General features: G+C 63.2%; 16 protein-coding genes. 7 read left to right on the plus strand and 9 right to left on the minus strand.

Annotated features, from left to right (window positions below):
- Positions 1-6: 6 nt before the first annotated feature.
- The 4 genes from glyS to NMB41_RS03495 form a co-directional block, all read right to left on the minus strand.
- Positions 7-2103, minus strand: coding sequence for a glycine--tRNA ligase subunit beta (gene glyS, locus NMB41_RS03480; RefSeq protein ID WP_494381094.1), 2097 nt, complete (start codon positions 2101-2103; stop codon positions 7-9).
- 30 nt (positions 2104-2133) lie between these two features.
- Positions 2134-3066, minus strand: a complete 933-nt coding sequence (gene glyQ / locus NMB41_RS03485) for a glycine--tRNA ligase subunit alpha (protein WP_494381095.1) — start codon at positions 3064-3066, stop codon at positions 2134-2136.
- 97 nt (positions 3067-3163) lie between these two features.
- Positions 3164-4744: an apolipoprotein N-acyltransferase gene (gene lnt / locus NMB41_RS03490; protein ID WP_494381096.1), complete on the minus strand. Its 1581-nt coding sequence runs from the start codon at positions 4742-4744 to the stop codon at positions 3164-3166.
- A complete protein-coding gene (locus NMB41_RS03495; protein WP_494381097.1) occupies positions 4744-5631 on the minus strand; it encodes a CorC family transporter in 888 nt (295 codons plus the stop codon). Before NMB41_RS03495 ends, lnt begins: the two co-directional genes overlap by 1 nt.
- 148 nt (positions 5632-5779) lie before the next feature.
- On the opposite strand from NMB41_RS03495, the gene NMB41_RS03500 reads away from it, so the two are divergent.
- Both NMB41_RS03500 and NMB41_RS03505 read left to right on the plus strand, forming a co-directional pair.
- Positions 5780-6232, plus strand: a complete 453-nt coding sequence (locus tag NMB41_RS03500) for a (2Fe-2S)-binding protein (RefSeq protein WP_193688382.1) — start codon at positions 5780-5782, stop codon at positions 6230-6232.
- Positions 6233-6241: 9 nt separating this feature from the next.
- Positions 6242-8476, plus strand: coding sequence for a xanthine dehydrogenase family protein molybdopterin-binding subunit (locus NMB41_RS03505; protein ID WP_494381098.1), 2235 nt, complete (start codon positions 6242-6244; stop codon positions 8474-8476).
- 60 nt (positions 8477-8536) lie between these two features.
- Here the strand turns inward: NMB41_RS03505 and ybeY are convergent, their stop codons facing one another.
- From ybeY to miaB, 3 genes are read right to left on the minus strand one after another with little or no spacing between them, the layout of a single operon-like run.
- On the minus strand, positions 8537-9004 hold the full coding sequence (gene ybeY / locus NMB41_RS03510; protein WP_494381099.1) for an rRNA maturation RNase YbeY: 468 nt from the start codon (positions 9002-9004) through the stop codon (positions 8537-8539).
- On the minus strand, positions 8979-10058 hold the full coding sequence (locus NMB41_RS03515; protein WP_494381100.1) for a PhoH family protein: 1080 nt from the start codon (positions 10056-10058) through the stop codon (positions 8979-8981). Before NMB41_RS03515 ends, ybeY begins: the two co-directional genes overlap by 26 nt.
- Positions 10055-11416, minus strand: a complete 1362-nt coding sequence (gene miaB / locus NMB41_RS03520) for a tRNA (N6-isopentenyl adenosine(37)-C2)-methylthiotransferase MiaB (protein ID WP_494381101.1) — start codon at positions 11414-11416, stop codon at positions 10055-10057. The genes NMB41_RS03515 and miaB overlap by 4 nt, the downstream gene beginning before the upstream one ends.
- A 628-nt stretch (positions 11417-12044) precedes the next feature.
- Between miaB and NMB41_RS03525 the strand changes: the two genes are divergently transcribed.
- From NMB41_RS03525 to NMB41_RS03535, 3 genes are all read left to right on the plus strand, one after another.
- On the plus strand, positions 12045-12431 hold the full coding sequence (locus tag NMB41_RS03525; RefSeq protein ID WP_494381102.1) for a hypothetical protein: 387 nt from the start codon (positions 12045-12047) through the stop codon (positions 12429-12431).
- A 309-nt stretch (positions 12432-12740) separates the two neighbouring features.
- Positions 12741-13346 (plus strand): glutathione transferase GstA, encoded by a 606-nt coding sequence (gene gstA, locus NMB41_RS03530; protein ID WP_494381103.1) that lies wholly within the window; start codon positions 12741-12743, stop codon positions 13344-13346.
- 44 nt (positions 13347-13390) lie between these two features.
- Positions 13391-13957, plus strand: a complete 567-nt coding sequence (locus tag NMB41_RS03535) for a DUF1697 domain-containing protein (protein WP_494381104.1) — start codon at positions 13391-13393, stop codon at positions 13955-13957.
- A 31-nt stretch (positions 13958-13988) separates the two neighbouring features.
- Here the strand turns inward: NMB41_RS03535 and NMB41_RS03540 are convergent, their stop codons facing one another.
- Positions 13989-14228, minus strand: coding sequence for a hypothetical protein (locus NMB41_RS03540; protein WP_494381105.1), 240 nt, complete (start codon positions 14226-14228; stop codon positions 13989-13991).
- A gap of 552 nt (positions 14229-14780) precedes the next feature.
- Here NMB41_RS03540 and NMB41_RS03545 point away from each other — a divergent pair.
- On the plus strand, positions 14781-16739 hold the full coding sequence (locus NMB41_RS03545) for an AAA family ATPase (RefSeq protein WP_494381106.1): 1959 nt from the start codon (positions 14781-14783) through the stop codon (positions 16737-16739).
- A gap of 67 nt (positions 16740-16806) precedes the next feature.
- Here NMB41_RS03545 and NMB41_RS03550 read toward each other — a convergent pair whose 3' ends face one another.
- Positions 16807-18513: a cation:proton antiporter domain-containing protein gene (locus NMB41_RS03550; protein ID WP_494381107.1), complete on the minus strand. Its 1707-nt coding sequence runs from the start codon at positions 18511-18513 to the stop codon at positions 16807-16809.
- 154 nt (positions 18514-18667) lie between these two features.
- Between NMB41_RS03550 and NMB41_RS03555 the strand changes: the two genes are divergently transcribed.
- Complete coding sequence (locus tag NMB41_RS03555) at positions 18668-19849, plus strand: lipid-transfer protein (RefSeq protein WP_494381108.1); 1182 nt, start codon at positions 18668-18670, stop codon at positions 19847-19849.

Consider the following 19849-nt stretch of genomic DNA (forward strand, 5'->3'; position numbering starts at 1 on the left):
GAATCCTTAGGCCGCCAGCTTCGAAATGTCGGCGACGCGGTTCATCATGCCGTGCAGGCTGGATAACAAAGCGAGGCGGTTGTTGCGCAGCGCCTCGTCCTCGGCCATCACCATCACGTCGTTGAAGAAGGCATCGACTTCGTCGCGCATCTGCGCCAGCGTTTGCAGGGCGCCGGAGAAATCGCCCTGGGCGAAGGCGCCCGCCACGTCGGATTCGAGCAGCTTCATCTTCGTGGCCAGCTTGGCCTCGGCCGGCTCGACCAGCAGCTCGGCCTTGATCGCGGCGTCCTTCGGCATCGCCGCCTCGTTCTTCTTGAGGATGTTGGTGATGCGCTTGTTGGCCGCGGCCAGCGAGCTTGACTCAGGCAGTGCGGCAAAGGCCTGCACCGCTTCCAGGCGCTGCACCACGTCGTCGACGCGGTCCGGGTTCTGGGCCAGCACCGCTTCCACTTCGTTCGGGGTGAAGCCGCGCTCGCGCAGCATGCCGCGCAGGCGCTCCAGCATGAAGACGCCGACTTCTTCGCGCGGGTCCTTGAAGGCAGCCTGGCCTGCGAAGACGCCGGCAGCATCGCCCAGTAGTTCGGAGATCGACAGCGGCAGGCGTTTCTCCACCAGCATGCGCATCACGCCCAGGGCGTGGCGGCGCAGTGCGAACGGATCCTTTTCGCCGGTCGGCTGCAGGCCGATGGCCCAGATGCCGACCAGGGTTTCGAGCTTGTCGGCCAGTGCCACCACGAGACCGGTGTTCGTCGACGGCAGCTTGTCGCCGGCAAAGCGCGGCTGGTAGTGCTCGGAGGCGGCCAGTGCGACTTCATCCGGCTCGCCGTCGTGGCGCGCGTAATAGGTGCCCATGATGCCTTGCAGCTCGGGGAACTCGCCGACCATGTCGGTCAGCAGGTCGGCCTTGGCCAGGCGGGCGCCGCGCTCGGCCAGCGCCACGTCGTAGCCGAGGCGCTTGGCAATCGCGCCGGCCAGCTGCGTGACGCGTTCGGTGCGTTCAGCCTGCGTGCCCAGCTTGTTGTGGTAGACCACATTGGACAGCATCGGCAGGCGCGATTCGAGCGTCTTCTTCTTGTCCTGCTCGAAGAAGAATTTGGCGTCCGACAGGCGCGGGCGCACGACGCGCTCGTTGCCGCCGACGATGTGCTGCGGGTCGTCGGTGGCAATGTTCGAGACGATCAGGAAGCGCGAACGCAGCTTGCCTTCGCTGTCCGTCAGCGCGAAATACTTCTGGTTCGTCTGCATGGTCAGGATCAGGCATTCCTGCGGCACGGAGAGGAAGGTTTCCTCGAACCGGCATTCATACACGACCGGCCATTCAACCAGGGCCGCGACTTCGTCGAGCAGCGACTCGGGCATCAGGACCTGGTCGGCGCCGGCTTTTTCCAGCAGCTGGGCGCGGATGCTTTCCTTGCGCGCCTCCGCTCCAGCGATCACCTTGCCCTCGTTCTCGAGGACGGCGGCGTAATGGTCGGCATGCGTGATGGCGATCGACTGGCCGTGCGACAGGAAGCGGTGGCCCATGGTCTGGCGGCCGGCATCCAGGCCCAGCAGGGTCAGGGGCAGCACCTGTTCGCCGAACAGGGCCAGCAGCAGGTGCACCGGGCGCACGAATTGCACGGTGGTCGCGTCGGGGCGCTGGTAGCTCATCAGCTTCGGGATCGGCAGCTTGGCCACCGTCTCGGTGAGCACGTCCTGCAGGCCGCCGGCCAGCGCGCTGCCCGCTGCGGTATAGGTGTAGAAGAAGCTCTCGGCCTTGCCGTCCTGGGCGCGTTCGAGATCGGCGATGGCCAGGTCAGGGAAACCGATCGCGGCCAGCTTCTTGGCCAGCGGTGCGCTCGGGTTGCCGTCCTTGTCGAGGGCGACCGACACCGGCAGCACCTTTTCGCGGATGCTTTTGTCGGGCGAGGTAGCGCGCACCTGCGTGATCGACACCGCCAGGCGGCGCGGGGTGGCGTAAGGCGTGACGACGCTGCCCTCATCGAGGAAGCCGCGCGCCTTCAGGCCGTTGGCAATGCCGGTGGCAAAGGCGGCGCCCAGTTTGACGAGCGCTTTCGGAGGCAGTTCTTCGGTCTGCAGTTCGACGAGTAGTGTTTGATTCATGGGATTCTGTTCTGGTCTGGTCCGGGATGCTCAGGCGGCGGCTTGGGTCACAGGTGCGCCCAGCATTGGGAAGCCGAGCTTTTCGCGCGAGTCGTAATAGGCCTGGGCCACCAGGCGCGACAGCGTGCGCACGCGGCCGATGTAGGCGGCGCGTTCGGTCACCGAAATGGCGCCACGGGCATCGAGCATGTTGAAGCTGTGCGAGGCCTTCATGATCTGCTCGTAAGCGGGCAGGGTCAGTTCCAGTTCGATCAGGCGCTTGGCCTCCGACTCGTGGTTGGCAAAAGCCTGGAACAGCAGTTCCGTGTTCGCGTGCTCGAAGTTATAGGTCGACTGCTCCACCTCATTTTGGTGGAAGACGTCGCCATACGACAGCTTCTTCGTCACCGGTTCGCCGGCCGCACCATTCTCTTCCCACTCGGTCCAGACCAGGTCATAGACGTTTTCCACGCCCTGCAGGTACATCGCCAGGCGCTCGATGCCGTAGGTGATTTCGCCCAGCACCGGCTTGCAATCGAGCCCGCCGACTTGCTGGAAATAGGTGAACTGCGTCACTTCCATGCCGTTCAGCCAGACTTCCCAGCCCAGGCCCCAGGCGCCCAGGGTCGGGCTTTCCCAGTCGTCTTCCACGAAACGCACGTCGTTCTTTTTCAGGTCCAGGCCAAGCGCTTCGAGCGAACCGAGATACAGATCGAGGATGTTTTCCGGCGCCGGCTTCAGGACCACCTGGTACTGGTAATAGTGCTGCAGGCGGTTCGGATTCTCGCCATAGCGGCCATCCTTCGGACGGCGCGAAGGTTGCACGTAAGCGGCGCGCCAGGGCTCGGGGCCAATCGCGCGCAAGAAGGTGCCAGTGTGGAAGGTGCCGGCACCCACTTCCATGTCGTAAGGCTGGAGCAGGGCGCAACCTTGCTTGTCCCAGTAGGATTGCAAGGTCAGGATGATTTGTTGGAATGTGAGCATCTTAGTGGGCGCCGCGCGCAATGAGGCGCGGACACGGTGAGTTTGCCAAATGGCCAATTCTAGCGGATTCTGCCCGGCCTCTGGGGCCGAGATGGGCTCAACCAGGCGACATTGGCCTCTCATTGCCCTTTTTCTTGCGGTAATTTCGCCCAGAAAACCAGGCGCCCAGCAATGCGAGCGCGCCCAGCAGCAGGAAGGCATAGTTACCAAAGCGGATAAACGGTGTCATGCCGGTGGTGCCGCGCACGGTCGCCGTCAGCACGCCCTCGGTATAAAAGGGCAGTTGCTGCACGATCCGGCCGCGGCCGTCGATGATGGCGGTGGCGCCGTCATTCGTCGAGCGCAGCATCGGGCGTCCGGTTTCCAGCGTGCGCATGCGCGAAATCTGCAGGTGTTGCGGAATCGCGTAGGACTGGCCGTACCAGGACAGATTCGACATGTTCAAGAGCAGCGTCGCCGGGCGCGGCGCATTGCGCAGCTGGTAGGCGATCTCTTCGCCGAACACGTCCTCATAACAAATGTTCGGCAGCACCAGCTGGTCCTTGACCGGGAAGGGGGCCTGCATGAGCTTGCCGCGCGTGGCGTCGTTCAGCGGAATGTTGAGCATGTCGGTGAACCAGCGGAAGCCCGGCGGAATGAATTCGCCGAAGGGCACCAGGTGCGCCTTGTCATAGCGGTAGGGCGCCGGCTGCGGGGTCAGCGCGATCACGCTGTTGGCGTACTGGCGCGGGCCGTCGAGCAGGGGAATACCGACCGCGAGCGTGCTGCCGCTGGTGCTGGCGAAACGCTGCAAATTGGCGAGGTAACCCGGCGGCAACTCTTGCGGGAAGCTCGGGATCGCCGTTTCCGGGGTGGCGATCAGGTCGGCGGGTGCCGTGGTGATCATCGCCTCGTATTTCTGCAAAATGCTCGACAGGAAGGCGTAGTCGAACTTGCGGTCTTGCGGGATATTTCCCTGCAACAGGCGTACGCTGATCGGCTGCCCGGTTTCATGGGTCCACTCGATGTGGCGCAGTCCATAGCCCGACATTAGCACGGCGCCCAGCAGGCCGATGGCCCAGGGGCGCGCGCGCTGGGTCAGCATCGTCAGGCAGCCGCCGCAGAAAGCCACCAGCACGCCAATGCCGTAGACGCCGATCAGCGGCGCGTAGCCCGCCAGGGGCGCAGTGTCGTGCGCATAGCCGGACACCGACCAGGGGAAACCGGTAAACACCCAGCCACGCATCCATTCGGACACGCCCCAGGTGACGGGCAGCACCAGCAGCACGAAAGGAATCAGGGGCAGCGTCCAGCGCCGCCTGAGCCAGGTCGCAACCCCCGTGGCAAACGCCCCGAACAGGCCCATGTAGAGGCCGAGCAGGACGATGCCGATCGCCCCCAGGATCGCCGGCAGGTGGGCGAAACGGGTCATCAGGATATATAACCAGTGCATGGCGCCGACCGACCAGCCGAAGCCGAAGGCCCAGCCGAGCAGGGTGGCGCGTTTCACGGAGCTGCCGAGCCCGACCTGGTAGAACAGCCAGCCCAGCAGCAGGAACTGCAGCGGCCACCAGCCGAAGGGCTCGAAGGAAAAGAGGGAGGCGCCGCCGGCGAGGGCGGCGATGACAAGTTCACGCAGGGAAGGACGCGTGCCCCGCACGGCGGGCACGGGCGCGCTGGCGGGACGGCGGCGCAGCATCAGTCGTCGGCGTCGCGGGCGTGCTGCGAAGGCGGCAGCTTTTCGACCAGCAAAACGTGGATCTGGCGCGCGTCGGCGCGCAGCACTTCGAAGCGCAAATTACGCAGGGTGAATTCTTCGCCCTTGTGCGGCATGCGGCCCAGGTGACCGGCGACAAAACCGCCGATGGTGTCGGCTTCGTCTTCCGGCAGGTCGACGCCGATTTCTTCGTTGAACTGGTCGATTTCCGTCAGCGCTTTCACGCGCCAGCGCGGGCCGAGCTGGCCTTCCTTGACCGACAGGACGTTGTCTTCTTCCTCGTCGAAATCGTATTCGTCTTCGATGTCGCCGACGATCTGTTCCAGCACGTCTTCGATCGTGATCAGGCCGGCCACGCCGCTGTACTCGTCGACGACGATGGCCATGTGGTTGTGGTTCGCACGGAAATCGCGCAGCAGCACGTTCAGGCGTTTCGATTCCGGAATGAAGATCGCCGGGCGCAGCATGGCGCGCACGTCGAACGTTTTCTCGGAGTAATACCGCAGCAAATCCTTGGCCAGCAGGATGCCGACTACCTTGTCGCGCTCGCCTTCGATGGCAGGGAAGCGCGAGTGCTGGGTTTCCAGCACGATCGGCAGCCACTCTTCGATCGGATCGGTGATGTCGACCACGTCCATCTGGGAACGGGGCACCATGATGTCGCGCGCCGACAAGTCGGAGACCTGGAACACACCTTCGATCATCGACAGGGCGTCGGCGTCGATCAGGTTGCGCTCGTGTGCTTCGTGCAGCACTTCGAGCAGCTCGGTGCGGTTTTCTGGCTCGGGGGAGATGAATGCGGTCAGTCGTTCGAAGAGCGACCTGTGCGGTTTGGCGTCCGGTCGGACGTCAGTGGGATACTCGGGCATAGTTGGCGTGAAGCCGTTGTTACGATGGACGTAGCATACACCAAAAGCGGCCCCACCAGAGCGCGCGAGCCCGGACGGGGGGCTCCTCAGCACGCCGCACGGGCTTGCTTTATCATGTTTCAATTGGCCAAATAGCAAAGGAAACAGCATGCCCGCCCTCACCATCAACGGCACCACCACCACCCTCGACGTGCCCGACGACATGCCCCTGTTATGGGTGCTGCGCGATGTGGCGGGTCTTACCGGCACCAAGTTCGGCTGCGGCCAGGCCCTGTGCGGCGCCTGCACCGTCCACCTCGACGGCCAGCCGATCCGCTCGTGCGTGACCCCTGTCTCGGCGGCGGCGGGCAAGAAGATCGTCACGATCGAGGCGATCGGCCAGGACCCGGTCGGCGCCAAGGTGCAGGACGCCTGGCGCCAGATCGACGTGGTGCAGTGCGGTTATTGCCAGTCCGGCCAGATCATGTCGGCCACGGCCCTGTTGCAGGCGACACCGAAACCGAGCGACGCCGACATCGACAATGCGATGTCCGGCAATATCTGCCGCTGCGGCACCTACGGGCGCATTCGCCAGGCGATCAAGATCGCCGCTGCCAAATAAGGGATGCACATGAGCCAGGATAATAAAACACACCAAGTGCCGAATTCGCGCCGCCGCTTCATGCAAATCGGCGCCACTGCCGGCGGCGGCCTGCTGTTCGGTTTCTCGCTGTTTGGCTGCAATAAGGATAGCGACCGCAAGGACGTGCCCGCCGAAAAAGCAGTCGGCCAGGCCAGTACCGAGCATTCCGACACCCCGGCGGGCCTCGCACGCGACGCCTTCATTCGCATCGACCGCGCCGGCATCGTCACCCTGATCATCCACAAGGTCGAGATGGGGCAGGGCACGTTTACCTCGATGCCGATGCTGCTGGCCGAGGAGCTCGGGGCCGACTTGTCGAAAGTGAAACTCGAGCAGGCGCCGGCCAACAACGAGCTGTATGCCGACCCCATGCTCGGCGGCCAGGTCACCGGCGGCTCCACTTCCGTGCGCGGCGCCTGGAAGCCGCTGCGCGAAGCGGGCGCCATGGTGCGCAGCGTGCTGGTGGCGGCTGCCGCCAAGAACTGGAATGTCGATACCAACGAGCTGCAAGTGGTGGCCGGTTCCGTGCGCCACCAGGCCTCAGGCCGTTCGGCCCACTTCGGCGAGCTGGTCGACGCGGCCTCGAAGATGGAATTGCCGAAGAACGTCAAGCTGAAGGCGCCGGAGCAATTTGTGCTGATCGGCAAATCGATGAAGCGCATGGATTCGGTCGTCAAGACCAACGGCGAAGCCCTGTTCGGCATCGACGCGCGCTTGCCGAACATGGGGATCGCCGCCGTGGCGGCTTCGCCCGTGACGGGCGGCAAGCTGGTCGGCGTGGATGAAGCGAAGGCGATGGCGGTGAAGGGCGTGCGCCAGGTGCTGCGCCTGGAGGGCGCCGTGGCGGTCGTGGCCGACCATTTCTGGGCAGCCAAGCAGGGCCTGGCGGCGGCCGCTCCGCGCTGGGACGACGGCGCCAACGGTAAAGTTTCGTTGGCCGGCATCGTGGCCGACATGATGAAAGTGTCGGAAGGCACGGGCGCAGTCGCCAAGAACGCGGGCGACGCCATCAAGGCATTGGGCCAGGAGGGCGGGCGCAAGATCGAAGCCGTCTACGAAATGCCTTTCCTGGCCCACGCAACCATGGAACCGATGAATTGCACGGTCGACCTGCGCGCGGACGGCTGCGACCTCTGGGTCGGTACCCAAGTGCCGGCGCTGGCGCAGGGCGCTGCGGCCAAGGTGGCCGGCATCCCGGTCGAGAAGGTCAAGGTCCACAACTATTATCTAGGCGGCGGTTTCGGGCGCCGGCTGGAAGTCGATTACGTGATCCAGGCCGTGGCGTTTGCGAAACTGACCAAGGGACCGGTGAAATTCATCTGGACCCGCGAAGAAGATATTCAGCACGACATGTTCCGCCCGTATTACGTCGACCGCCTGTCCGCTCGCCTGGACGACAAGGGCCGCCTGGCAGCCTGGTTCCATCGCGTGACGGGCTCGTCGATCATGTCGCGCTTCGCACCGCCGGCCGTGAAAAATGGCGTCGACCCGGATGCGGTCGAGGGCGCGGCCGAACTGCAGTACACGATTCCCGATATGCGGGTGGAATACGTGCGCCATGAACCGGCCGGCGTGCCGACCGCCTTCTGGCGCGGCGTCGGGCCGACCCACAATGTCTTCGTGGTCGAAAGTTTCATCGACGAACTGGCCCAGGCATCGAAGCAGGACCCGTTGGCCTTCCGCCGCGCCCTGCTCGATAAATCGCCGCGCACGCTCGCCGTGCTGAACCTGGCGGCGCAGAAAGCGGGCTGGGGCAAGCCGCTGGCGCCGATTGCCGGGCGCAAGGTCGGGCGCGGCGTGTCGACCCAGTTCGCCTTCGGCAGCTACATGGCGCAGGTGGCGGAAGTCTCGGTGGGCCCGGACGGCGACGTGCGCGTGCACCGGGTCGTGTGCGCGGTCGACTGCGGCCAGGCGATCAATCCGGACACCATCGTCGCGCAGCTGGAAGGCGGCATCGTCTTCGGCGCGACGGCGGCCTTGTGGAACGAGATCACGATCGACAAGGGCCGGGTCCAGCAGACCAATTTCGGCGATTACCGCATGATGCGCATCAACGAGGCGCCGACAGTGGAAGTGCACATCGTCACCAGCAAGGATGAACCGGGCGGCATCGGCGAGCCGGGCACCTCGGGCATTGCGCCGGCGCTGGCCAATGCCGTGTTCGCGGCGACCGGCAAGCGGATTCGCAAGCTGCCGATCGGCGAGCAGCTGAAGGGGGCGTAAAAAAACCGGCGCAGGTGGTGTGATCCACCACATGCGCCGGTTTTCCGGTTACTCGAAACCCTATTCCGCGTACGGATCCGGGTAGCCGAGTACTTCCATGATGTCGCGCTCGAACTGTTCCATCTCTTCCGCTTCCTCGTCATGCTCGTGGTCATACCCTTGCGCATGCAGGACGCCGTGCACCACCAGGTGCGCCGCGTGTTCCTCGACCGTCTTCTTCTGTTCAGTCGCTTCGCGCTGCAGCACGTCCGTGCACAGGATGATGTCGGCCTGGGTCGGCTCGTCCTCGCCCAGCTCTTCGCCTTCGTTATAGGCGAAGGTCAGCACATTGGTCGCATAGTCCTTGCCGCGGTAGTCGCGGTTCAGCGTTTGCCCTTCGGCACTGTCGACGAAGCGCACCGTCAGTTCGGCCGGCCCGAGCAGGGTGGCGCGCACCCAGCGCTCCACCATTTCCGGGGTCAGGGTCGATTCGAGGCGGGCGTCCGGGTACTGGACGTCCAGGTCAAGCGGATGGTTTTTTTCTTGCATTGCGTACAGGGGTTGGTTTTGGCAAGGCGCCCATTTCCAGGACGGCATTCGATTTTTCGTAGGCGTCGACGATGCGGCCCACCAGCGGGTGGCGTACCACGTCGGCGCTCGAGAATTGCGTGAAGGCGATGCCGCGCACGTCTTTCAGCACATGCATGGCGTCGATCAAACCGCTGCGCTGGGTCTTGTGCAGGTCAACCTGGGTGACGTCGCCCGTCACCACGGCCTTGCTGCCGAAACCGATACGCGTCAGGAACATCTTCATCTGCTCGGCGGTCGTGTTCTGCGCCTCGTCGAGGATGACGAAGGCGTGGTTCAGCGTACGGCCGCGCATGTAGGCCAGCGGGGCGATCTCGATCACCTGCTTCTCGAAGAGTTTTTGCGTGCGGTCAAATCCGAGCAAGTCGTACAGCGCGTCGTACAGCGGGCGAAGGTAGGGATCGACCTTCTGGCTCATGTCGCCCGGCAAGAAGCCGAGGCGCTCGCCCGCTTCGACGGCAGGACGGGTCAGGATGATGCGTTTCACGGCATCGCGTTCCAGCGCGTCGACCGCGCAGGCCACGGCGAGATAAGTCTTGCCGGTACCGGCCGGGCCGATGCCGAAACTGATGTCGTGCTCGAGCACGGCCTTCAGGTACTGGATCTGGTGCGGCGTACGGCCGCGCAGGTCGCTGCGGCGGGTTTTCAGCGTCGGGCTGACGAGCTCGGCGTCGTCCCCGCCCTCCGCCGCCGCACTTGGTGCAGCTTCCGCCTTGGGCTCGGCGCCCTCGATGCTCGGCTTCAGGCCGGCGCGCTGTTCGACCAGGGCCAGCTGCACTTCCTCGATCGGCACGATCTTGTTGGCCACGGCATAGAAACGCTCGAGCAGCTCGACCGCGCGCTCGGCGTTGGCGCCATTGACGATGAATTTTTCGCCGCGGCGGAAAATGGTAACGTCCAGCGCCGCGCCGATCTGGCGCAGGTTTTCGTCGAGCGGACCGCACAGGTGGGCAAGCCGCGTGTTATCGAGCGGCTCGGGAATGAAATAGGACGGCTGGGATGGTTGTGTTTTCAACTGGCTAAGGCAATCGTATCGAGATTGGCGACGAGTTCGCCGCGCAGTGAATAATCCAGGCTCTCGGTGATGCGCACGTCGACCAGTTGGCCGATCAGCGCGTCACCGGAAGCGCCGGGAGCGAAAATGACCGCCCGGTTGTTCTCGGTGCGGCCTTGCAACTGGGTCGGCTCTTTCTTCGACGGTCCCTCGACGAGCACGCGCTGGACCGTGCCGACCATCGCCGCGCTGAGTGCGCGCGTGTTGGCATCGATCTGGGCTTGCAGGCGCTGCAGGCGCGCCAGCTTGACCTCGTGCGGGGTATCGTCTTCCAGGTTCGCGGCCGGCGTGCCGGGGCGCTTGCTGAAGATAAAACTGAAACTGTTGTCGAAGCCGACGTCCTTGACCAGTTTCATCATGGCCTCGAAGTCGGCGTCGGTTTCGCCGGGGAAGCCGACGATGAAGTCGGACGAAATCGTGATGTCGGGCCGTACCGCACGGATGCGGCGAATGATCGATTTGTATTCCAGCCCCGTATAGCCGCGCTTCATGGCGCCGAGGATCTTGTCGGAACCGTGCTGCACGGGCAGATACAAGTGGTTCACCAGCTTCGGGATCTTGGCGTAGGCGTCGATCAGGCGCTGGGTGAATTCCTTCGGGTGGCTGGTAACGAAGCGCAGGCGCTCGATGCCGGACATGTCGGCAATGTATTCGAGCAACAGCGCAAAGTCGGCAATCTCTCCACCTTCCATCGGACCGCGGTAAGCATTCACGTTCTGGCCCAGCAGCATGATTTCCTTCACGCCCTGGGCGGCGAGGCCGGCAACTTCGGTCAGCACGTCCTCGAAGCGGCGCGATACTTCTTCGCCGCGGGTATAGGGCACGACGCAATAACTGCAATATTTGCTGCAGCCTTCCATGATCGACACATAGGCCACCGGGCCGTCGACCTTGGCTGGCGGCAAATGATCGAACTTTTCGATTTCCGGGAAGCTGATGTCGACCTGGGCGTTGCCAGTGCTGCGGCGCGCCTGGATCATCTGCGGCAAGCGGTGCAGGGTTTGCGGTCCGAACACCATGTCCACATGCGGCGCGCGCTTGACGATCGCTGCGCCTTCCTGCGAGGCGACGCATCCGCCTACACCAATGATGAGGTCGGGTCGCTCGCGTTTCAAGGCGCGCAGGCGGCCCAGGTCGGAAAATACTTTTTCCTGCGCCTTTTCTCGTACAGAACAAGTATTAAAGAGGATGACATCGGCATCGTCCGGCGTATCGGTACGCACGAGTCCATCGGAGGCGCCGAGGACGTCCGCCATTTTGTCCGAGTCGTACTCGTTCATCTGGCAACCAAAGGTCTTGATAAATACTTTTTTCTGCATGAGGGCTTGAGGAAGGAAAGAGGGCGGGGCTGTGGCAAGGCGACAAGGGAGTTTACCGTAATTCGATGATGCTGACCAAAAAACGGTATTCACGGGAGTGATATTCAATACCAGAAAGCATTGAATGTTGCTTCGGTCGAAACGATTGCCATTCTAATCAGATTGTTAAATTGCGCCTAGGAATTAAATCGCTGCGAGTAAGGCAGAGTCAGGCTTTGCTCAATAAGTTTCCTGTTGTAAATCAAGGCCTTCGCTCCAAATTCTTTTACACAAATTACTAAAAAAAATCTCTTGCGTGCGCCACAAATTGTCTCCATGTGTTGAAATGCTTATGTGACAAGCTTTCCACACGATAGCTTGATTTCCAACAATGAGTCATGTGCTCAGGACGAACACGAAGGTTTCGTAGGAGTCTGATAATTTGTTGGAAAGACAAGTGGGTTGGGGAGTGTTAAGCAGGACGCATGAACGACGGTATTGTTTTTAAGCTAGGACTCAGACTTGTACTGCAGACTCTGTCCTGTCTCATGGCTCAGAACAGTGACCGGGAACTGATGTTGACGAAGGCGCAGTCGTTATCAAAAGTTCGTAACGGAACCATTTCATTCACTTTACGAGGTAAAACATCATGGCACACCATGCTTTGTCATCACAGGAAAGCTACAACCCCAACCACCTGCTCGACATCTTGCTGGGCAAGATGCAGCTGAAGAATGACGCGGCCCTGTCGCGCATGCTCGAGGTGGCCCCTCCCGTCATCAGCAAGATCCGCCATCACCGCCTGCCGGTCGGCGCCTCGCTCCTGATCCGTATGCACGAGGTAACCGGCATGAGCATCCGCGACCTGCGCGACCTGATGGGCGACCGCCGCACCAAGTACCGCCTGTCCGATGCCCAGGGCCGTCCAAAGCCAGAAGAGAAGGCAGCACAAGCGGCAGCGGCGCAACAGCAGCAACAGCAGCAAACGCAGAACACTGAGGCAACGCCTTCGTCGTCCGGCAACTATGCGCACTAATACCGGCGGCATGGCAGTTTCGACTGCCGTGCCCTCGGTATTGCCAGGCAGCGGCCCGGCGTCCTGAGCGACGCTGTGCCCGCTGCCTCTTTCTTTTGCGCGTCCCGCTGGCACTGGCCTGCCGGATGCGTTGTCGTTTCTGCTCCCGTTTCTACTGCCTCTTCCTGATCCTGCCTCCCCGGCAAGTCTGCCCCGGACCGCCTGCGTCCGTCTCAAGCACGCCCGCGCCGATAATTGTATTCTCGCCCGCTCGGCCGACATGTCTCGTACGCATGTCCGGCGCGTTTCTTTATCAGCTCAAGGACATCCATGAAACTGTATTTCAGCCCCGGCGCCTGCTCGCTCTCTCCCCACATCGTCCTGCTCGAAACAGGTCTCGAGTTCAGCGCCGAACGGGTCGACCTGCGCGAAAAGCGCACAGCCGGCGGCGCCGATTTCCGCGCCATCAATCCGAAAGGCTATGTACCGGCCCTGACGCTCGACGACGGCACCCTGCTGACCGAAGGCGCGGCCATCGTCCAGTACCTGGCCGACCTGGCCCCGCAAGCGGGACTGTTGCCCCCGGTGGGCGATGCGGCGCGCTATACAGTCATTTCCTGGCTCAGCTACATCTCGTCGGAACTGCACAAGAACTTCAGCCTGCTGTTCAACCCGGCGGCAAGCGAGGACATGAAAGCCCATGCGCGCAAGATGCTGGCGCTGCGCCTGGAGTACGTGGCGACGCAGTTGGGCAAGGGCGACTATCTGGAAACGCGCTTCAGCGTGGCCGATGCCTATCTGTTTACGGTGCTCGGCTGGGCCGATTTGGTGAAGCTGAGCCTGGCTGACTGGCCGGTGCTGGGCGACTACCGTGCGCGCATCGCCGCCCGCCCGGCCGTGCAGCAGGCGCTGCGCGCCGAAGGCCTGGTCAAGTAAGCAAGCAATTGCCGCCCGGCTTGCCGAGGCGGTAACATGGCCACATGACAAGTCAACGCTACATTGCCCTGATCCGCGGGATCAACGTGGGCCGCGCCAAGCGCGTGGCCATGGCCGATTTGCGCCAGATCATCGATGAGCTTGGGTACCGCGACGTCAAAAGCGTCCTCAACAGCGGCAACCTGGTGTTCACGGCCGATGGGATCGAACCCGGCGCGGCCGCGGCCGGCATCGAAGAGCAGATGGTGCTGAAACTGGGTGTCGCGGCGCGCGTCATGGTGCTCGCCAGCGAGGAGCTGGCCGCCGTGCTGGCCGAGAACACCTTGCTGCCGCAGGCCAGCGACCATGCGCGCCTGCTGGTGTTCATCTTGGGCGACGCCACCCTGCGCAGCGCCTTGGCGCCGCTGTGCGAGCAGGCCTGGGGCAGCGAGGCCCTGGCCCTGGGCCAGCGCGCCGCCTATGTCTGGTGTCCGGAAGGGGTGCTTGCCAGCGCCGCGGCCAGCGCGCTCGGCAAACAGCTGGGCGATACCACGACCTCGCGCAACTGGAATACCTTGTGCAAGCTGTACGCGCTCTGCAGCGAGCCCGCCTCGGTGCCGCCAGGCGCCTGAGCAGACTGGGGGTACCTGCCGCTGCGGCGGCTTACTTGAACTTCTCGCGGCTGTCGCGCCGCGCCCGGTAGCCGAGCAGGACCAGGCCCACCACCATCATGGCGAAGACCTCGGGCTCGGGCAATTCAGAGATCCCCGACGGCAAGGCAAAGACCTCGGGCGCGGGCAAGGCTGTGCCGACGCGCGCCTCCGGTAACAGGTCGATGACCTTTGCCTGTGCAATGCCGCTCAGCCCGATGGCGAGCGCTGCTGCGAGTGCGAATCTGTTCACGATTCTTCCTTCCAATCGTACCGGTACGGGAAGCGGAGGAGGGCGTCGCAGGCCGACGCTTACGGTCAAGCATAGCAAAGCGCTGTCGCGCAAGGCCGTTCGATTCGGGTAGAAAACGGCTACTCGGCAAGTGCTAGTCAACAGAGCGCAAGCAGCGGCGCGCTGTGAAAGAAATGCGACAGCGAGACAATTTGGCAATAGAAAAACGCCAAGCATTTCACGGCACTTTAATGAAACAGTATTAACGGTTTTTCATAAATGCCAAGCTTGCATGGTCGTTTTTTGCCAACCCGGCAACGAATAGCGTTGTCAGGTTTTCCAGCTATGCGACCGATCAAGAAATTTTAAGCCTGGCGTATACATCTGCGTTTTCTTTACGGGTATAGTCTCTCTATCCCTATTGCCTTACGGCATCAAAACGATGTCGAACAGTTATGTTCGACATATCACGGCCCCCAAGAGCCGCCGCCTTTCCAGTCGGAGTAACCGGAACGGCACCCGCTGTTTGCACTGTCGCATACGCGCACCCATACTATTTGTAGAGTCTCGATAATGCCCAACTTTGCCCGACTTCAGATTGCCTTCAAGAACGTCTATGTGCGCATTGCCGCCGCCGTCCTGCTGGGCGCCGTCACCGGCATCGCGATCTATACGGCCGATGCCCCGCAAGACCCGAGCCCGGTCGTGCACTCGCAAGACATTTCCGAAATCACCCGCCTGGCAGGGCAGAAGGACAAGCTCGACTATTTGATGGTGGCCAAGCCGCTGTCGGAGTCGCCGCGCTATGTCTTCAAGTTCAAGAACGCGCCCGAACTGCACGTGGTCAAGGTGCCGAGCACCTCGCACCTGTCGCTCGAGCGCGAAGTGCTGCTCAAGAATGCGATTCCGTATTCGATCGCCAAGGACGAATTCCTGGCCTCGCATGAAGCCGTGCTCGACGACGGCGCCTCGATGGGCGCCACGGCGGGCGACTTCCTCAAGCGCCACGCCTTCGAAATCATCCTGTTGCTGTTGATCGTGTACTGCCTGAAGTTCGGCATCCCGGGCATGGGTGCGAGCGCGACCATGATCATGCCGGACAAGCTCAAGGGCAGCATGGACGACCTGATCGGCATGGACGACATCAAGCAGGAAGTGCTGCACCTGGAAGACATGATCCGCAACCGCGCCGAATACGCGTCGCACAACATCGACAAGCCCTTCAACGTGATGCTGACCGGACCTGCCGGTACCGGCAAGACCAAACTGGTGGGTTACCTGGCCAAGCGCCTCGACCTGCCGCTGATTTCGGCCTCGGGTTCGGCGCTGGAGTCGGGCTATGTCGGCGGCGGCTCGAAAGCGCTGAACGCCCTGTACCGCAAGGCCTGCGCCAAAGGCAAATGCATCATCTTCCTCGATGAAGCGCAAAGCCTGTTCATGCCGCGCGGGCGCAGCGAAAAGAAGTGGGAAGACGATACCGCCAACACCCTGCTCGGTTTGCTCGACGGCGTGAAAAGCGACAAGGGCCAGGGCGTGATCTGGGTCGTCGCCTCGAACTTCGACGACAGCTCGACCGACATGGACGAAGCGATGCTGCGCCGCTTCTCGGTCAAGATCAACTTCCGCCTGCCGAACAAGGCCGAGCGGCGCGAACTCTTGAAAAGCTTCCTGTCGCGTAAAAAGGAAGGCCTGGTCGACTACAACGACCTCGACCTGGACCAGGTGGCGGACATCACCCAGAACCTGAGCCCGGCGCTGCTGGAAACCGTGGTCGAACGCGCCTCGATGCTGTCGATCCGGGAAAAGACGATCATCAATACCGACCTGCTGTTCCGTGCCTACGAGCGCGCCACGATCGGCCTGACCGACCGCGCCACGACGGCCGAGAAGCACAAGCAGCGCGAGCGCATCGCCCTGCACGAACTGGGCCACTTCTTCATGCAGATCGACCCGCACCTGCGCGCCGGTTTGACCCTGGCCGAAGTGAAGGAAAAGTCGCACCTGCTGAAAATCAGCACCGAAGCGGTCTCGAAGATCGGCGCCCTCGGTTATGTGCTGCAGTCGGGTGACGACATGTCGCTGCGCACCCTGGAAGAACTCGAGCGCGACGTGGTCGGCCTGTACGGCGGCATGGCGGCCGAAGAGCTGTTTTACGGCGCCCGCGGCATTTCGGTCGGCGCCCAGAACGACATCGAAAAAGTCACGAAGATGCTCAACCTGATGGTCAACCGCCTGTCGATGTACTCGCGCTCGAAGATCGACTACAGCCAGCTCAAGAACGACGCCAGCGGCGAACACACGCTGCGCCAGATGGAAGAGAAGGCCGATGAACTCTACAGCTACACGCTGGGCGCGATGCGCGACTACCGCGCGCTGATCGAGTCGCTCAAGGACACCCTGCTCGAGCAGTACGTGCTCTCGAAAGACGCCGTGTTCGCGCTGCTGGAAGAGCGCAAGGACCTGCTGCAGTTCGCACCGAAGCACGCCAACCTGAAGCTGTGCTCCGAAACCGGCGAGATGGTCGCCGCCTGAGCGTCAGCCCAATAAAAAATGCCCGCTGCGCGTGATGCGCCAGCGGGCATATTTTTATGATGAGCTCTTAAACGGCGCCGCCGTGCCCGTGCTCCTTCTTCTCCAGCGTCTCCATCACATAGCGCATCATGCTCCCCGCCAGCTCCTGCTCGCCGACGAAGACCTTGCCGCCCGTGTCCTTGCGCAGCAATGCCGCTTCTTCATCGTTATGCGTGCGCACCACGCAGCGGATTGACGGGTTGAGTATCTTCGCCGTCTCGACCATCGTGCGCACGTGGAAAGTGTCGGGCGTGGCGATCACTAGCACCGCCGCGCGGGCGATGTGGGCCTGGATCAGCACCGCAGGTTCGGCCGCATTGCCCACCACCGCCGGCTGGTCCTGGCGCCGCAGCATCTCGACCAGTTCGCGGTTCTGTTCGGCGACGACGAAGTGGATTCCCTGCGCCGTCAGTTCGTCGGCGATGCGCCGTCCCACGCGGCCGTAACCGACCAGCACGACCTGTCCGGTAAGGCGCTCGTGCGGCACCGACATCGGCAGTTCGGCCAGCGGGTCGGGCGAGGATTCCATCGTGCGCACCGCTTTCGAATTGGCGCGCAGCCAGCGCTGCAGCGGCTCGATCGCCGTGAACAGCAGCGGGTTCACCGCGATCGAGATGATGGCGCCGGCCAGGATCAGGCTCTGCCCTTCCTTCGGCATCAGTTCCAGCGAAATGCCGAGCGCGGCGAGGATGAAGGAAAACTCGCCGATCTGCGCCAGGCTGGCCGAGACCGTGATGGCCGTGTTGAGCGGATAGCGCAAGGCCAGCACCAGCGCCATGGCGGCGATCGACTTGCCGAAGATGATGACAGCCACCACCGCCAGCACCTTCCAGGGGCTCTCGACCAGCACCATGGGATCGAACAGCATGCCGACCGAGACAAAGAACAGCACCGAGAATGCGTCGCGCAGCGGCAGCGACTCTTCGGCCGCGCGGTGCGACAGGTCCGACTCGCGCAGCACCATGCCGGCAAAGAAGGCGCCCAGTGCGAAGGAGACGCCGAACAATTCGGACGAGCCGTAGGCGATGCCGACCGCCGCGGCAATTACCGCCAGCGTAAACAGTTCGCGCGAGGCGGTCTTGGCGACCTTCCACAGGAACCAGGGAAACAGCTTGCGCCCGACGATCAGCATGAAGGCGACGAAGGCGCCCACCTGCAGCAGCGTTTTACCCAGCGCATACAGCAGCGAGGTGTCGCCACCTTCGCTCTTGCCGCCCAGCGAGCCGGCAACCGCCGGCAGCAGCACCAGCACCGTCACCAGGTCTTCCACGACCAGCCAGCCGACCGCAATCCGGCCGTTCATCGAGTCGAGGATGCCGCGGCTTTCCAGCGCGCGCAGCAGCACCACGGTGCTGGCCACCGACAGGGCAAGACCGAACACCAGCCCCGCGCCCAGGCTCCAGCCCCACAGCCAGGCCATCCCGATGCCCATCGCGGTGGCCACGGCAATCTGCAGCACCGCGCCGGGCAGGGCAATCTTGCGCACGTCGAGCAGGTCGCGCAGCGAGAAGTGCAAACCGACCCCGAACATCAGCAGCATCACACCAATCTCGGCCAGTTGCGAGGCCAGTCCGACGTCGGCAACGAAGCCTGGCGTGGCGGGGCCGATGACGATGCCGGCGGCCAGGTAGCCGACCAGTGCCGGCAGCTTCAGGCGTACGGCAAGCATGCCGAAGATGAGGCCGAAGCCGAGGGCGGCGGCGATGGTGGTGATCAGGCTGAGTTCATGATGCATGCAGGACGGCTCCTTATCAAGGTGGAATGGCAACAGTATAAGTGACGTTGGCCACAGGGAATAAAAATAGAGGAGGGCCTCGGCAGGCTCTCGCGTTGCGCCGTCCCGCGCTGGCTATAATCGATTCGATAAAAACGCATAACCAGGAGACAGCATGAACAAGGTATTCGTCACGGGCGTGGGCATGATCCCGTTCGCCAAGCCGGGCGCCAGCGCCCCCTACCACGTCATGGCAGGCGAGGCCGTGCGCGCCGCGCTGCAGGACGCCGGCGTCGACTACAGCGAGATCGAACAGGCCTATGCCGGTTATGTGTATGGCGACTCGACCTGCGGCCAGAAGGCGCTGTACGGCGTCGGCATGACCGGCATCCCGATCGTCAACGTCAACAACAACTGCTCGACCGGCTCGACGGCCCTGTTCCTGGCGCGTCAGGCCATCGCCAGCGGCGCCGCCGACTGCGTGCTGGTGCTCGGCTTCGAGCAGATGAGCCCCGGCGCCCTCGGCTCGGTGTTCACCGACCGCCCGGCGCCGTTCGATGATTTCGACGCCGTCACCGACCGCCTGGTCGGCAAACCCGAAATCCCGCTGGCGCTGCGCTATTTCGGCGGCGCGGGCCTGGCCCACATGGAAAAATACGGCACGCCCCTGGAAGCGTTCGCGCAGATCCGCGCCAAGGCCAGCCGCCATGCCGTGAACAATCCGCTGGCGCTGTTCAAGAAGGAAGTCACGGCCCAGGACGTGCTCGACGCACCGATGATCTGGCCCGGCGTGATGACGCGCCTGATGGCCTGCCCGCCGACCTGCGGGGCGGCGGCGGCCGTGCTGGTCTCCGAAGCCTTCGCCAAAAAACACAGCCTGCGCGCCGACGTCTTCATCGCCGCCCAGGCAATGACGACCGACCGCGCCAGCACGTTTGATGCCAACGACATGATGCGCCTGGTCGGCTACGAGATGAGCCGCGAAGCCGCCGACAAGGTCTATAGCCAGGCCGGCATCGGCCCGGACGACCTCGACGTGGTCGAACTGCACGACTGCTTCGCGCACAACGAGTTGATCACCTACGAAGCGCTCGGCCTGTGCCCGGAAGGCGGCGCCGACAAGTTCATTCGCGACGGCGACAATACCTATGGCGGCAAGGTCGTCACCAATCCTTCGGGCGGCCTGCTCTCGAAAGGCCATCCGCTGGGCGCCACGGGCCTGGCCCAGTGTTTTGAATTGACCCACCAGCTGCGCGGCAGCGCCGGCGCACGCCAGGTCGAGGGCGCACGCACGGCCCTGCAGCACAACCTGGGCCTGGGCGGCGCCTGCGTCGTCACCCTCTACCAGGCGGCGTGA

It is taken from the genome of Massilia sp. FBCC-B171 (assembly GCF_059134155.1).

Bases quoted from the DNA above. Each gene is read 5' to 3' on its own strand.
- glyS (WP_494381094.1), bottom strand. From the start codon at position 2,103: ATGAATCAAACACTACTCGTCGAACTGCAGACCGAAGAACTGCCTCCG.
- glyQ (WP_494381095.1), bottom strand. From the start codon at position 3,066: ATGCTCACATTCCAACAAATCATCCTGACCTTGCAATCCTACTGGGAC.
- lnt (WP_494381096.1), bottom strand. From the start codon at position 4,744: ATGCTGCGCCGCCGTCCCGCCAGCGCGCCCGTGCCCGCCGTGCGGGGC.
- NMB41_RS03495 (WP_494381097.1), bottom strand. From the start codon at position 5,631: ATGCCCGAGTATCCCACTGACGTCCGACCGGACGCCAAACCGCACAGG.
- NMB41_RS03500 (WP_193688382.1), top strand. From the start codon at position 5,780: ATGCCCGCCCTCACCATCAACGGCACCACCACCACCCTCGACGTGCCC.
- NMB41_RS03505 (WP_494381098.1), top strand. From the start codon at position 6,242: ATGAGCCAGGATAATAAAACACACCAAGTGCCGAATTCGCGCCGCCGC.
- ybeY (WP_494381099.1), bottom strand. From the start codon at position 9,004: ATGCAAGAAAAAAACCATCCGCTTGACCTGGACGTCCAGTACCCGGAC.
- miaB (WP_494381101.1), bottom strand. From the start codon at position 11,416: ATGCAGAAAAAAGTATTTATCAAGACCTTTGGTTGCCAGATGAACGAG.
- NMB41_RS03525 (WP_494381102.1), top strand. From the start codon at position 12,045: ATGGCACACCATGCTTTGTCATCACAGGAAAGCTACAACCCCAACCAC.
- gstA (WP_494381103.1), top strand. From the start codon at position 12,741: ATGAAACTGTATTTCAGCCCCGGCGCCTGCTCGCTCTCTCCCCACATC.
- NMB41_RS03535 (WP_494381104.1), top strand. From the start codon at position 13,391: ATGACAAGTCAACGCTACATTGCCCTGATCCGCGGGATCAACGTGGGC.
- NMB41_RS03545 (WP_494381106.1), top strand. From the start codon at position 14,781: ATGCCCAACTTTGCCCGACTTCAGATTGCCTTCAAGAACGTCTATGTG.
- NMB41_RS03550 (WP_494381107.1), bottom strand. From the start codon at position 18,513: ATGCATCATGAACTCAGCCTGATCACCACCATCGCCGCCGCCCTCGGC.
- NMB41_RS03555 (WP_494381108.1), top strand. From the start codon at position 18,668: ATGAACAAGGTATTCGTCACGGGCGTGGGCATGATCCCGTTCGCCAAG.